Source organism: Lysinibacillus sp. PWR01, from assembly GCF_043359455.1.
GTDB classification, from domain to species: Bacteria; Bacillota; Bacilli; order Bacillales_A; family Planococcaceae; genus Lysinibacillus; species Lysinibacillus fusiformis_F.
Map to the genome: position 1 here is coordinate 258320 of NZ_JBHERJ010000073.1, position 14062 is coordinate 272381.

10 protein-coding genes and 1 other annotated feature are annotated in these 14062 nt (G+C 40.5%); of the genes, 4 read left to right on the forward strand and 6 right to left on the reverse strand.

Annotated elements, in window-relative coordinates; all coding sequences use genetic code 11:
• Positions 1 to 138: 138 nt before the first annotated feature.
• From recQ to argS, 4 genes are all read right to left on the reverse strand, one after another.
• Positions 139 to 1917 carry a DNA helicase RecQ gene (gene recQ / locus ACEVFT_RS15990; RefSeq protein WP_393950697.1) on the reverse strand — a complete coding sequence of 593 codons (1779 nt, stop codon included), beginning with the start codon at positions 1915 to 1917 and terminating at the stop codon, positions 139 to 141.
• A 7-nt stretch (positions 1918 to 1924) separates the two neighbouring features.
• Positions 1925 to 3028 carry a TcaA NTF2-like domain-containing protein gene (locus ACEVFT_RS15995; protein ID WP_393950698.1) on the reverse strand — a complete coding sequence of 368 codons (1104 nt, stop codon included), beginning with the start codon at positions 3026 to 3028 and terminating at the stop codon, positions 1925 to 1927.
• Between the two features lie 248 nt (positions 3029 to 3276).
• Positions 3277 to 4458 (reverse strand): MFS transporter, encoded by a 1182-nt coding sequence (locus ACEVFT_RS16000; RefSeq protein WP_393950699.1) that lies wholly within the window; start codon positions 4456 to 4458, stop codon positions 3277 to 3279.
• Between the two features lie 130 nt (positions 4459 to 4588).
• Positions 4589 to 6262, reverse strand: a complete 1674-nt coding sequence (gene argS / locus ACEVFT_RS16005; protein WP_393950700.1) for an arginine--tRNA ligase — start codon at positions 6260 to 6262, stop codon at positions 4589 to 4591.
• A gap of 44 nt (positions 6263 to 6306) precedes the next feature.
• Positions 6307 to 6526, reverse strand: a binding site (T-box leader).
• Between the two features lie 113 nt (positions 6527 to 6639).
• Here argS and ACEVFT_RS16010 point away from each other — a divergent pair.
• Both ACEVFT_RS16010 and ACEVFT_RS16015 read left to right on the forward strand, forming a co-directional pair.
• On the forward strand, positions 6640 to 6939 hold the full coding sequence (locus tag ACEVFT_RS16010) for an ArsR/SmtB family transcription factor (protein ID WP_131520404.1): 300 nt from the start codon (positions 6640 to 6642) through the stop codon (positions 6937 to 6939).
• Between the two features lie 124 nt (positions 6940 to 7063).
• Complete coding sequence (locus tag ACEVFT_RS16015) at positions 7064 to 8251, forward strand: MFS transporter (protein ID WP_393950744.1); 1188 nt, start codon at positions 7064 to 7066, stop codon at positions 8249 to 8251.
• A gap of 18 nt (positions 8252 to 8269) precedes the next feature.
• Here the strand turns inward: ACEVFT_RS16015 and ACEVFT_RS16020 are convergent, their stop codons facing one another.
• Positions 8270 to 10156 (reverse strand): FAD-dependent oxidoreductase, encoded by a 1887-nt coding sequence (locus ACEVFT_RS16020; RefSeq protein ID WP_393950701.1) that lies wholly within the window; start codon positions 10154 to 10156, stop codon positions 8270 to 8272.
• A gap of 595 nt (positions 10157 to 10751) precedes the next feature.
• On the opposite strand from ACEVFT_RS16020, the gene ACEVFT_RS16025 reads away from it, so the two are divergent.
• Together ACEVFT_RS16025 and ACEVFT_RS16030 are read left to right on the forward strand one after the other, a co-directional pair.
• Positions 10752 to 12356 (forward strand): ABC-F family ATP-binding cassette domain-containing protein, encoded by a 1605-nt coding sequence (locus ACEVFT_RS16025; protein ID WP_205443472.1) that lies wholly within the window; start codon positions 10752 to 10754, stop codon positions 12354 to 12356.
• A gap of 146 nt (positions 12357 to 12502) precedes the next feature.
• Positions 12503 to 13222, forward strand: a complete 720-nt coding sequence (locus tag ACEVFT_RS16030; protein ID WP_393950702.1) for a metallophosphoesterase family protein — start codon at positions 12503 to 12505, stop codon at positions 13220 to 13222.
• 62 nt (positions 13223 to 13284) lie between these two features.
• Here ACEVFT_RS16030 and ACEVFT_RS16035 read toward each other — a convergent pair whose 3' ends face one another.
• Positions 13285 to 14031 carry an amidohydrolase family protein gene (locus ACEVFT_RS16035; protein ID WP_393950703.1) on the reverse strand — a complete coding sequence of 249 codons (747 nt, stop codon included), beginning with the start codon at positions 14029 to 14031 and terminating at the stop codon, positions 13285 to 13287.
• Between the last annotated feature and the right edge of the window lie 31 nt (positions 14032 to 14062).

Consider the following 14062-nt stretch of genomic DNA (forward strand, 5'->3'; position numbering starts at 1 on the left):
GACGCCCCCTGGAAAGGACATTGGCGGAACGGAAATCAACTTCTCACCATGTTAGAAGATTTTATTCTGCTGGTGACAATGATCTTTTTCTACAACATGAAGTGCCTAATTCTTATGAATTAAGCACTTCAATGGAACTTAACTATTCGATGTTGTTTCCAAATAAGATTGGAGCGCATTGAAGAAACGAATGCCGTATTTTTCGAATTTTACTTCACCAATCCCACTAATATGTCGTAGCCCTTCAAGCTCGGATGGTTTTTTATCACAAATTTCACGTAACGTTTTATCCGAAAATACAACAAATGGCGGTACCTTTTCCTCGTCGGCAATTTCTTTCCGTAGCACACGTAAATGTTCAAATAATGGATCATTATCCACCAGCTTCTTCACCGTGACAGCTTCCTTGCGCATGACGTGTCGATTGCCAAGCAGTACCTCCTTGCCTTCTGCTGACACATAAATTGTGGGGAATGTACCGTGCTTCACGGCCAGTAAGCCCTCAGCAATTAAAAATTCAATAAAGTTGGATACATCCTTTGAGGCATATTTTCCCTTTAAGATGCCGTAGGTCGATAATCGGGCAAAGCCAAATTCAGCTATCTTTTGATTTTTAGAGCCAATTAACACCTGTGCCACCATGGTCTTACCGAATTTTTGGCCCATGCGTACAACACAGGCTAGCACCTTTTGCGCATCCTCCGTCACATCTGTTACTGCTCGTCCATCATTGCAGTTATTACAACGTCCACAAGGCTCCTCCTCCTCTTCCCCAAAATACGATAAAATCGCATTTTGGAGGCAGCCCTCTGTATGGCAGTAATCCACCATTGTTTGAAGTTTGGCTAGCTCCTGGGTAATACGCGCTTCATCCTGTGTTTGTTCAATAAGAAAACGCTGTGTTTGGACGTCGCCTGAAGCATACAATAAAATACACGCACTTGGCAGACCATCTCGCCCAGCACGACCCGCTTCTTGGTAATAGCTCTCCATGTTACGAGGCATTTGATAATGCAACACAAAGCGCACATTACTTTTATCAATACCCATACCAAAAGCATTCGTTGCCACCATGATACGTGCCTCATCTTTTAAAAATCGCTCCTGCTCAGCCATTCGCAAGTCCTCTGATAGACCCGCATGATATTTTGCAACGGCTTCACCAGAGCGACTCAGCATATCATAAATCGCATCTACTGCTTTTCGAGTGGCAGCGTAAATGATGCCGACTTCCTGTTGATTTTTTTGTACATAATTTTTTATATAGCGTTCTTTATTTTCGCCAATTAACACCGAAAGCGCCAAATTCTCACGCGAAAAGCCTGTCATGACCGTTGCTCGCTCATCAATTGCTAACAATTGACGAATATCATCACAAACTGCTGGCGTCGCAGTGGCTGTTAGTGCTAAAACTGTGGGCTTTTGTGGCCATAGCGTAAAAAGCTTGTGGATGGAACGATAGCTTGGTCTAAAATCATGCCCCCATTGCGATATACAATGAGCCTCATCAATCGCTAGCAATGGCACAGATAAATACGACAATGCTTGAAGAAACGTAGTACTTTCTAGTCGCTCTGGTGCAATATAGAGGAGCTTTAAATACCCCGCACTCGCAAGTTGCATCGTTTCATCCACTTCCTGTGCTGTTAGCGTACTATTGATATAGGCTGCTGGAATGTTAGCCGTTCGTAAAGCCTCTACCTGATCTTGCATCAGTGAAATCAGAGGTGAAATGACGATGGTTAACCCTTCAAGCATTAACGCTGGAATTTGATAGCAAATGGACTTCCCTCCACCTGTTGGCATGACACAAAGGCTTGATTGCCCTTGTAATGTTTGTTCAATAATTTGTTCTTGACCTTGGCGAAAGGTTTCATAGCCAAAATGATGCTGTAGCATTTGTCTTGCTTGCTCCATGCAAAATTCACTCCTCATTTGTGAGACCAAGTAGCTTGTACTCGCCCTGTTCATTTTTTTCTAGCTCATACAGCATGTTGGAGTAGGCAAGTGCCTCCTGTCCAGCAGCATTCGTCAGCATATATTCCGTTTTGGCTTGCACGATGAGACGCTGTCCTTCTACGCGAATATCCTGAATGTCCGTGTCAGCGAAATGAATTTTGGCTTGTTTGGAAGCATAGTAGGCAACCATACTAGCCAAGGTTTCCTGTATCGCCTCTGTCCCGACAATGGGTTTCATGACACTTGCATCCTGAATTGTCACTGCACCCTTTAAATGCTTGTGAAACGTATCTAAAAATAGCTTAATTTCATCGGTATTATACGCAAATACATTTTCTCCATATTGTTCGATTGCTTGCTGTACAGCTTCTTTATCCCCTTGTTCGATATAGGGATATAAATTTTTCGATTGGGATAGTCGTACACTGGCTGTCATGCCCTCGTCAATCCATTCATCAATGGATGATTGAAATTCCTTTATAGGCAATATGTATGGTTGGGACTCTCCCTGCTGTTGTCGATTAACATAAAGACCGACAATGGCTCCATTTTCAGCCTCCATGACAGGGCTTCCTAGAGGTATCGATTGTTCTGCTTTTATAAAATAGGCCGCTACCTTATCTTGATATTTTTGAATCGTATAAGGTAAACCATTCACATAAACAGCTAGCTGATTGAGCTCACCTTCATAGAGATTAGGCACTTGCACATCCGCTTGATAGGATACTCGTAACATGGCCATATTATAGGCTGTTGACATGACATGAATAGTTGCTGCTACCAGCTTGTCCTCACCAAATTGAACAAGGGCAGTTGGTTTGGATGCCACCAGTGCGCCATTCGTTAAAATATACAGTTGATTATCCTGTTGCTTGATAATAATACCTGCACCAACACCATGCTCTCCAATTACTTTGACCTCTGGCACAATTTTTTCCTGTTGCTTCGTCACCGCTCCCTCTGTTTGCACCTCTGCCTTTTTATTTTGAAACCAACCTGTACCTATTTGACTGTCACAGCCTGCTACAAGTAAAGCTGTCGCTCCTAAAACGAGCATCTTTTTATACATACCTTCACCAAAACTTTCTATTCAACATTCTCTCTTCTCTATCATAATCAAGGCGTGAGGATGTTTCAAGTTTACATAATATTATTATGAAATTATCAATATTAGAAAAATGCAGCTACTTTGCTCAATTCATTTCTTTCTACCTATTAATATTGATGGAAGACGCAATTTGCTGTGAGGATGGAAGGATATCATACCCTCAAAATAATTTTCACTAAAAAAGACATGTGCAACGTCACACATGTCTCTTACGATGTTTTTTTTCTTAGCAGTCCAGTCGTTGCCAAAATGCCAAGCATTAATAGGAGAAAGATCAGATATGTCCATGTATGATTACCTGTTAAATCATAGCAAACGCCTATTAGGATGGGGATAATCGCACTTACCATAAAGCCACCTGCTAGCACCATGGATGACCAGCTCGTGGCCTCCTGATCATTTTTGGCTTCATCAAGAGGCAACAATAGACCGATTGGAAATAGTCCACTTAACATAATGCCAATTAATAAAATAGCCAGCCATAGGTAAATACCCGATGTGAGCCACAGTAGCATAAATCCAATCACACCAACAAAGCTTAACACTAGCAGCCAGGCCATGCGACTAGGCCATTTTTCCATGAGAAGTGGCACCGCCATATTCCCTATCATTTGTACAACGGACATTATGGTCAGCATGGCACTGGCTGCCTCTAATGACAGGCCTTTATCCTGTAGTAGCGGTGTGAGCCATGACATGATCGAGAAAAAGAGCGACGTTTGTAAACCAAAGTACAAGAGGATCACCCAAGCACGTCTAGATGTCCACGGATTACGGGCATGTTCTGTCGCAGTTACTTGTTGCAGCTGCTCGTTGTGCCCGGATGGAATCGCCCATAGCCAGATAACGAGCGCGACTACGGCGAGTATTGACCACATGCCGAGGGCGACTGTCCAGCTATTACCGAACCCCTGATAAAAAGTCACGGTTAAGGCTGCGCTTAAAGTAGCCCCTACGCCAATACCGAATGAATAAATACCGACAACTGTCGTGAAGCGTTCGGGAAACTTTTTCTTAATATAAGCATTTAAAATAGGACCAATCATCGCAATCGCTAAGCCTGCTGCGAAGCTTGTCACGATGAGCAAGAAATAGCTTGCTTGGAAAAAGCGTAGCCCATTGGCGACAACAAGGAGGGTCACTAAAAGGGTGATAGCTGATTTCGTGCCCATTTTTCGCTGTAGCGGGACAGCCAAAGGTGCAAACAAGCCCATACAAAAAACGGGGATGGATGTGAGAAAGCTGATGCTTGTAGTCGAGACATGTAACGATGTCATCAGCACATTAAAAAGCGGTCCTATTCCCGTTACGGCTGGTCTCATATTGAGTGCTACAAAAAATATACTAATGACCACTAAGGTGAGTGAAACGGTCCATTGTTTTTTAGCCATTTATTCGATCCTCTCTACTATTACGCAACATTCATTTATGAAAAACTTGCATCGATTCCTCTATCCTTTTACCATGTTTTCGATGGATGGTCAATGATTGGACCGTTTGCTTTTAAATGGCTAATGTTCATTACATATTTTCAGGGGATTCAATACCCAATAAGGCTAAAGACTCTTTTAAGACAATGGCCACACTATGACAAAGTGCGAGACGTGATGCTTGTTGTTCATCATCTGCTAATATTTTGTGCTGTGCATAATATTTATTCAATAAACGTGCCAGTAGTAAGGCATATTTCGCTATTTGGGACGGATCAGCCTGCTCAAAAGCCATAGCTACCGCTTTTGGAAACTGCTCCAGTAATAAGATAATCGGCCAAGCCTGCTCACCTAATGGTGTGAATATCATGTCTTGAGAAGGTGCATTTGCTTTGTCTAAAATGGAGCAAATACGCGCATACGTATACTGCACATATGGTCCTGTTTCCCCTTCAAAATTCATCATTTGCTCAATTGAAAATTCAATATCGTTTAGGCGGTGGTATTTTAAATCATTAAAAATTACTGCTCCAACGCCCACTTGCTGTGCTACTCGTTCTTTATTTGGAAGATGAGGATTTTTCTCCTCAATATTACGCTTCGCCGTCGCAATGGCCTCTGCTAGCACATCTGCTAATAACACCACTTTGCCTTTACGAGTCGACATTTTTTTACCATCCTTCAGCATCATGCCAAATGGGACATGCTGTAGATTCTTTGCCCAAGGATAGCCCATTTTTTCGATGACCTGAAAAAGCTGTTTAAAATGGAGGGACTGCTCATTGCCAACGACATAGAACATCTTTTTGGGCTGGTAGTGCTGTTGACGATACAGGGCGGCTGCTAAATCACGTGTTGCATAAAGTGTGGCCCCATCCGTTTTCGTTATTAAACATGGAGGCATCTCCCCCATCTCCACAACATACGCTCCGTCTGATTCCACGAGGAGCCCTTTATCTGTTAGCTCTGTCACAACAGGTGTCATTTTGTCATTGTAAAAGGCTTCACCTGTAAAGGCATCAAAATCAATTCCTAACAGCTCATATATTGTTTGAAACTCTACTAATGACACATCTCGGAACCATTGCCACAATGCCAGTGCCTCTGCATCACCGTCCTCCAATGCTTTAAAGGCGGCACGAGCCTGCTCATTCAGTGTTGGATCTTGCTCTGCCTCTTCATGAAACTTCACATAAATCTTTAATAGCTCCTCAATCGGTGACGCTGAAATGGCTTGTTTGTTTCCCCATAGTTGATAAGCAACAATCAGCTTACCAAACTGTGTACCCCAGTCCCCTAAATGATTGATACGAATGGCTTGATAGCCATTTTTCTCTGCAATATTTGCTAAGGCATTGCCGATGACCGTTGAACGTAAATGTCCCATCGAGAATGGCTTCGCAATGTTAGGAGATGAAAAATCCAAGACGACTGCTTCCATCTTTGTTGGCATAGTGCCATATTGTTGCTTGTCGCGCAGAATCTTGCTTAACACCTGCTGGGTCACCTTTTCTTGAGCTAGAAAAATATTGACATAGCCTCCAACAGCTTGCACACGCTGGATACTGTCATGGTTTAATTGACTTGCTATATCTGCTGCGATACTTTGTGGAGACTTTTTCCACATTTTTGCTAGGGTAAAGCATGGAAAGGCCACGTCCCCTAGCTCCAAGCTTTTTGGTTTTTCTAATAATGACAATATTTCCTCTCCTGTTATTTGTTGATTTAATGCGACTGCTATACTGTCCGCGATTTGTTTATTCATCTTGATTCTCCTCCTGTCCAAATAAAAAAGCCCTCGCCTCTAAAATTAGAGACGAGAGCATGATAATCCCGTGGTACCACTCTAGTTGCCATGTGACATGACCACTTTCCATTGTTAACGAGGTGACGCCCCGCTATTCTCTACTACTTGTTCGAGAATCTTCTCCAAAGTGCGCTTCATTCATGGTCCCTGCATTAGGCTCACACCATCCCTAACTCGCTTGCCAGTCATCCCATCAATTACTCTCTTTTTCATCGAATTTTTCTATGATTTTTACATATATTACCGGACTTCCTTATTGGCGTCAACCATTTTTACTGTAAAATGACGGTACTTAGCAATTGACATATCGAGATAATTCGATATATTATCTCGATATGGAACCAATTGAAATTTTCAAAGCGTTATCAAACGAGACGAGGCTAAACATCTTACAGTGGCTGAAGGAACCTGAGAAACATTTCCCAAAAGTGAGTATCGAAGGAGGCGTATGTGTTGGTGATATTCAAGAGAAAGCTAAAACTTCTCAATCAACCGTTTCTCACTACTTAAATATGATGCAAAAAGCTGGACTTCTCGAATCTTTTCGTCATGGTCAATGGACATATTATAAATTAAAAGAAGAAACGATTCATCAAATTGCTTCGTTTCTTGTCTCAGATACCCAAAATGATTAATTGGGTTTCTGTTTTAGTTATCATATCGATTATTCACGATAAATAGATACGCTATACTGATTAGGTTTCGCATAATATATCGATTATTCTCGATATATAAATATAAAAGGAGAGTCATTATTTGATGAAAGAAAATACACTTAGTCATAAACATAAAATTTTAGCCTTTACCTTAACATTATTAACTTTTGTCATGGGAACAAGTGAATTTGTCATTGTAGGATTATTAACAGAGGTTTCAACAGATTTAGGCATTACCATTGCCACTGCTGGTTCCTTGGTTTCTGGATTTGCGATTGCCTATGCCATTGGTACACCTATCTTAACCGGTTTTGTTAGTAGATTTGCAAAATATCCACTCATGTTACTGTTCATTGCTATCTTTATACTTGGAAATATCGTAAGTGCCTTAGCTAGTTCCTATGGTATTTTAATGACTTCTAGAGTTGTTACGGCTGTTGTCAGCGGTGTGCTAACAGCATTATCTATGTCTTTAGCAAATGATTGTATGCCAAAGGAAAAAAGATCCTCTATCATTGCCTTACTATTTGCTGGTTTTACGATTGCGAACGTTATGGGTGTACCGCTAGGAACGATGGTGGGTCAATGGAGTAATTGGCATATGACATTCTGGTTAACGGCTCTATTAGGAGGGATTGCCTTTGTCATCAGCCTCTTTGTGCTACCTCGGAATAGTAAAGGAACAAAAGGTTCGCTATCAGACCAATTAAGTTTATTTAAGCAACCTAAAATCATTCTAGCATTCTTCATTCCTGTTTTTACGATTGCTGGAACATACACAATCTATACTTTTATTACGCCAATTTTAGAAAACAAACTTGGGATTGATACGAAATATATCAGTATTGTTCTGTTAATCTATGGTTTTTTTTCGATCTTTAGTAATCTTTTAGCTGGCAAGATCGCTCAACATAACGGTCTTAGTAAATTGCGCTATACATTCATCTTTCAGGCCATTATCTTATTTACCCTCTATTTCACGATGTCCTCCACGTGGCTGGGTTTGATGAGTATTATGTTAATGGCTGTCATGCTTTATGCTGTGAATGCAACTGTTCAACTATACTTCATGGATCTAGCAGAAAGGTATTCCCCGTCTGCCAAAGACTTTGCATCCTCGTTAACCCCTGTAGCCGTTAATGTGGGCATTGCATTAGGTGCCGCAATTGGAGGGGTTGTTGTAGCCACCGGTAGTCTAGACAAACTATCATGGGCTGGTGGGATGTTAGCACTCATAGCTTCCGTGCTAACATATATAAGCTATCAATTGGATCAAAAGGATGGACAATAGAAAAAAAAGAAACATTCCTCAAGAAGAGGAGTGTTTCTTTTCTACATAATGAATAACATCAGCCATAATGGCATACATCTCTTTTAATTTTAGTTCCTTATTATCAGAGATTTTTTTGGCTACCTGCTCCGTGACCATTCCTTTTTCAACTAATGTATCCCAGCTAGTCGCATTGGATTCACCGATGAGGACATCAGCCAAATACTGAGCTAGCTCATCTCGTTCAATAGCTTCATCGCCTTGATTATAAACTTTATTGATGACAATTTCGAGCTGATCCTTCATTCCTGATGCACTTTCTCCACCAGCACGTAGCATACTCTCTTTTAACATTTTAGCAAACTTTATTTTTGTCGCCTTACTGTCTACTTTTAAGTCATTATCATAGCCACCCACTACAAGGCCATAATTAATGAGCGTTTGAATGGCTTCATCATACCATTCCTCTTGATATGGATAGTATACAGAAAATGAGTCGACATAGGCACCTTGTTTAGTCAATTGCTCTCGTAACGTAGCGATTAATTTTTTATCCTTGCTCATGTCTCTAAAGGTTACATCATGCTTCTGTGCAAGAGCAGCCGCAGTCCCAGCCGCTTCCCCTGTCACCATCCCTGTAGGAACAATGCGGGCACTACCAGCAGCGAGTGATGAATAACCTGCAGAGCGTCCAACTACCAGTAAGCCATCAATGTCCTTTGGTACTAACGATCGGAAAGGAATGGCATATTGCTTTGGTGCAGCAATCACATAGCCGTAATCATGAGGCGTTTGTGCTTGCACATCGACTGGATAAGAGGCAATCCCAATGCTATCCCACTGATCACTATTTTTCCAAAGGTCAGCCATTGGTAATTGATACTCTGCCCAAATATGTCTCGTTTCTCGTACATAGAGTTCTTCTGGATAGCTAACAATTTCAGCCTTTTCAAACCCAGGGAAGTTTGTTTGTAAATAGTTTAGAATATGTAGCGTTTCCTTCTTCCCTGCGACAATGGCCGCTTGTTTTGAAGGCTCGTTCAAGCCATCAATACCAAAAATCTGTAGGGCATTAATGAAATATTCATCATCTACACGTGCTAAATTCAACCCTCGTAACCTTGTGCCCTCTTGCAAAGGCTTGTATTCATCATGCAGCTTTGTAAAGCCCCACATAACGGTATGATTTAAATTGGCACCGCCAAATACATTGGATTTAGCTGCTTTTTTCACTTCATCCCAATCGACATTTTTTAAATGCAACATTAAGGTCACAGCCATGCGTTTATCCTTTATGCCAATATCTTCCCCACCTACAAAGAAAGGAACGCCCGACATGGCAGCAAAATCAGCATCCTGTGTGGCATCAATGAATGATTTTCCTGTCACAAAATATGTACCGTACTCATTTTTTAATTCCACAGACGTTAATTGTTGTTGTTTGACATTCGCTTTCACGACCTCGGTTTGCACGGATAAGGTTAAGTTAGGCTCTTCATCAATCAGCTTTTTAAAGGCAGCCTTAGCACCTACAATGCCAAAAGCATCTTTCCCTCTAACAAGCTCATGCCATTCCTTAAATATCCCCTCACTAATCGAGTTGTTATGGCCATCACGAGGAATGTCGAGGAAATTCAGCATACCATATGTAAATAATCCACCTAACTCTTGTCGTTTTTCGACCAGCAATGTTTTCGCACCATTTCGTGCAGCAGCCACCGCCGCAGCCACACCCTCTGGTTCACCACCGATGACGATGACATCATATTCTGCCTCTATATGTTCAATTGGTTCTGGCTTTTTATACTCATCCACTAATTTATTGTATGCCATAGAGTTTGTTATATCTTTAATAAAATAGTAGCTACCAAACCCAAGTAAAACTACTATTACACAAGTGGCTGTCCATAATAAGCCCTTACCCATAATATACCTCCAATTGTTAAAATTTCCATCGATGTGTTTATTTAATCATCATTCCCGCCTTAAGGGCTGAATGTCCTAGTTGAATGCAGGCATATCATTACCGCAAACGAATAATGCTTTTGCTTACAGTATTCTCTATGAAATTATCATCAAGATAAATGAATGAAATCATTTATGAGGATTGTGATGTTTTTATCCTAACTTTAGCAACATCAATCTAGTATGAATGAAAGAGCAACGAATAGCTGGCATTCAAAACGGGGATGGGCTTGTGGGCACCAGTGATGATTCACTTGACATAAAAAAACAGTCAGAATCATTTTAGACGATACCTTTGTGAAGAAGCAACTAAAATCCCCATGGTAAATGATGTAAAATTTCTATTCTTTTTCAAAAATAGTTAATCACACTACAATATAGACGCCTCACGCTCGCAGAAAGTTACACCAAATTTAATTTTTTATTGTATCTTTATTCAGTTTATGTTTAACAAAAAATGTGGAAAGAACGCCAAACCTTGATTTAATAATGTTTATAGACTATGGAACATATTTCATGCTATACTAGAGCCATTGTGAAAAAAGGAGGAACTTGCATGATTCAAGTTAGTAATGTAGGTCTTCGCTATGGCGATCGTAAACTATTTGAAGACGTAAATATAAAATTCACACCAGGCAATTGCTACGGTTTAATTGGGGCAAATGGTGCTGGTAAATCAACATTTTTAAAAATCCTTTCTGGTGAAATTGAAGCACAGGAAGGGAATGTATCGATGGGCAAGGACGAACGTTTATCCGTCCTGAAACAAAACCACTTCGAATACGATGAGCATACAGTGCTCGACACAGTCATTATGGGGAATAAACGCCTATATGACGTGAAAACAGAAAAAGATGCTATCTATGCAAAGGAAGACTTCTCAGATGAGGATGGCATGCGTGCTGCAGAGCTAGAAGGTGAATTTGCAGAGCTAAACGGTTGGGAAGCTGAATCAGAAGCGGCTACACTATTAAACGGTTTAGGTATCTCAGATGATCTTCATTACATGCTCATGGGTGATCTTGAAGGTTCTGACAAAGTCAAAGTATTACTTGCACAGGCACTGTTTGGTCAGCCTGATGTGCTATTACTCGATGAGCCTACCAACCACCTTGACTTAAAGGCGATTCAATGGCTGGAAGAGTTCCTCATTAACTTTGAGAATACAGTTATTGTTGTATCCCATGACCGTCACTTCTTAAACAAAGTATGTACACATATTGCGGATTTGGACTTCTCGAAAATCCAATTATATGTAGGGAACTATGATTTCTGGTATGAATCTTCTCAATTAGCGCAAAAAATGGCACAAGACCAAAATTCGAAAAAAGAAGAGAAAATTAAAGAATTACAAGCGTTTATCGCACGTTTCTCTGCGAATGCTTCTAAATCGAAGCAAGCAACATCTCGTAAAAAAATGCTGGATAAAATTGAGCTGGATGATATTAAGCCATCAAGCCGTAAATATCCATTCATCAACTTCCAAATCGGTCGTGAAATCGGTAATGATGTCCTAACAGTAGAAGGCCTAACGGCAAGTAATGAAGGTGAAACATTATTCAAGGACATTCGCTTCTCATTGAACAAAGAAGATAAAATTGTTTTACTTGGTAGCCCTATGGCGAAAACAGCACTTCTTGATATTTTAATGGAAGAAAAAGAAGCGGATGCTGGCACATTTAAATGGGGTGTAACGACATCTCAAAGCTACTTCGAAAACGATCATGACAAGTACTTCGAAGGTTCTGAGAAAACATTAGTGGAATGGCTACGTCAATATTCTCCAGATGATGAAACAGAAAGCTTCCTACGTGGTTTCCTAGGACGTATGTTATTCTCTGGTGAAGAAGTGAAAAAATCCCCTGCTGTTCTATCTGGGGGCGAAAAAGTACGTTGTATGCTATCCAAAATGATGCTTGCGACAGCAAACGTTATTTTATTAGATGAACCAACGAACCACCTTGACCTTGAATCTATTCAAGCATTGAACGAAGGCTTAATTCGTTTCAAAGGCGCGATGATTTTCACATCACATGACCATCAGTTCATTCAAACAATCGCTAACCGTGTCATCGAAATCCGTGAAGACGGCTCGATTTTAGATAAACAATTAACATATGATGAATTTTTAGAGTGGAAAGATAGCCAAGGCTTAAGCTAAGCTTTACAAAAATCCTCTACCCCATGTTGGTAGAGGGTTTTTTTATTTGCTAAATATGTATGTCTTTTTGCGTTTATCTGGTTTTTAAAGGATTAAAAGGATTTTTATAGAATAAAAGAGTATAGCATTGATGAGGGGGAAGCTTCGTGAAGAAAATTGCAATTATTTCAGATATTCATGGGAATAAAACGGCATTAGAGGCCGTGTTAACAGACATTCGCTTAAGAAAGATTGAAAGAATTTTTTGTTTAGGTGATCTAATCGGCAAAGGCCCTCAAGGATCTGCATGTATAGAGCTTATCCAACAGAACTGCGAACAAGTCGTTCGAGGCAATTGGGACGTATTTATTCAATCCCCTACTGACAATGATTATCTCCAATGGTTGAAAGATCGTTTAACAGCAAAAGACTATCAGTACCTCGGATCCCTACCCTTCCATATTGACCTTGAGTTAAATGGGCAGCTAATAAGATTTTTCCATGCATCTCCAAGAAGTGAATTTGAACGTATTTTACCGAGTCATCCACTTGAAAAGCGTTTATCTATGTTTGAAAATAATGAAGTAACCAATTCAATCCATTACAAGAAACGCCCTGATATTGTGTTCTATGGCGATATCCATACAACTTTTTTACATACATATAAACAAGGAATTCTTTGTAATGTGGGGAGTGTCGGTAATTCACTTGACCTAACTTCCGCTTCCTATGCGATCCTAGATGGAACCTATTCAAACAATGCCATCCAATTCATTAGAGTACCATATGACCGAGAGGCTGAGCTAATGAGCGCAAAAGACTTGGGTATGCCCCAATTAGAACAATATTATAATGAAATTATGTTTGCCAACTATCGAAATGCTTAGTGGCGTCTCCATTCAAAAATGAAGAATCCATTTTAATGCCAAAATGGATTCTTTTTTGGTATTCAACGCTGGAAATACCATTGTAGCGCATTCTTATAAAGAATTTTATCAGCAGCCTGTTGATCAAATAGCTGTTGAATTAATTCCATATCCCCATCATGAAAAGGTCGTTTGGCTCTTGTGGACGGCAGATCTGTTCCAAACATGAGCGCATCTGGATTGACGTTATAAATCGCTTGTAACGCATGCTTCACATCTAGCTCCACACGACCAAAGCCAGTCGCCTTGACACGTACCCCCTTGTCAACCAACTTTAATAAATGTGGCATCCCTTCTTCCGACAACCCTAAATGATCGATGGAGATGGCTGGTAAAGCTTCAATGGTGGCGGCTATCTCTGGTAATTCCTTCGCATCGATATAGAGCTCACTATGCCAGCCCACCAAATCATAAACCCTTCGTGCAAATGTATCTAGCTGCGATAAATCCTCTGAGCCACCTCGTTTACTATTAAAGCGTAATGCCCTTATCCCATTGTTATGTAAATGAACAATTTCATCATCCGTAACTGAATAAGGTAATTGCGTTACCCCACAAAATGCGGGACCGAGCTGTTTCAATGCTTTTAATAAATAGGCTTGGTCAAATCCTTGAAAAGACCCTGATACAATGGCACCCCCTGCTATCTGGAGATTCACTGTATCCTTTTGATAATCCTCTACTACATAGCTTGGTGGTGTATATCCTTGATTTTCAATAATCGGAAAATCAAAGTCAATAATATGAAAATGGGCATCAAAAATTCTCATCATTCATCCCCCTTTTTCCTTGAATTTACCA

Coding starts and splice junctions, on each gene's coding strand:
- ACEVFT_RS15995 (WP_393950698.1), bottom strand. CDS start 3,028: ATGTATAAAAAGATGCTCGTTTTAGGAGCGACAGCTTTACTTGTAGCA.
- ACEVFT_RS16000 (WP_393950699.1), bottom strand. CDS start 4,458: ATGGCTAAAAAACAATGGACCGTTTCACTCACCTTAGTGGTCATTAGT.
- ACEVFT_RS16025 (WP_205443472.1), top strand. CDS start 10,752: ATGATTCAAGTTAGTAATGTAGGTCTTCGCTATGGCGATCGTAAACTA.
- argS (WP_393950700.1), bottom strand. CDS start 6,262: ATGAATAAACAAATCGCGGACAGTATAGCAGTCGCATTAAATCAACAA.
- ACEVFT_RS16020 (WP_393950701.1), bottom strand. CDS start 10,156: ATGGGTAAGGGCTTATTATGGACAGCCACTTGTGTAATAGTAGTTTTA.
- ACEVFT_RS16035 (WP_393950703.1), bottom strand. CDS start 14,031: ATGAGAATTTTTGATGCCCATTTTCATATTATTGACTTTGATTTTCCG.
- ACEVFT_RS16015 (WP_393950744.1), top strand. CDS start 7,064: ATGAAAGAAAATACACTTAGTCATAAACATAAAATTTTAGCCTTTACC.
- ACEVFT_RS16010 (WP_131520404.1), top strand. CDS start 6,640: ATGGAACCAATTGAAATTTTCAAAGCGTTATCAAACGAGACGAGGCTA.
- recQ (WP_393950697.1), bottom strand. CDS start 1,917: ATGGAGCAAGCAAGACAAATGCTACAGCATCATTTTGGCTATGAAACC.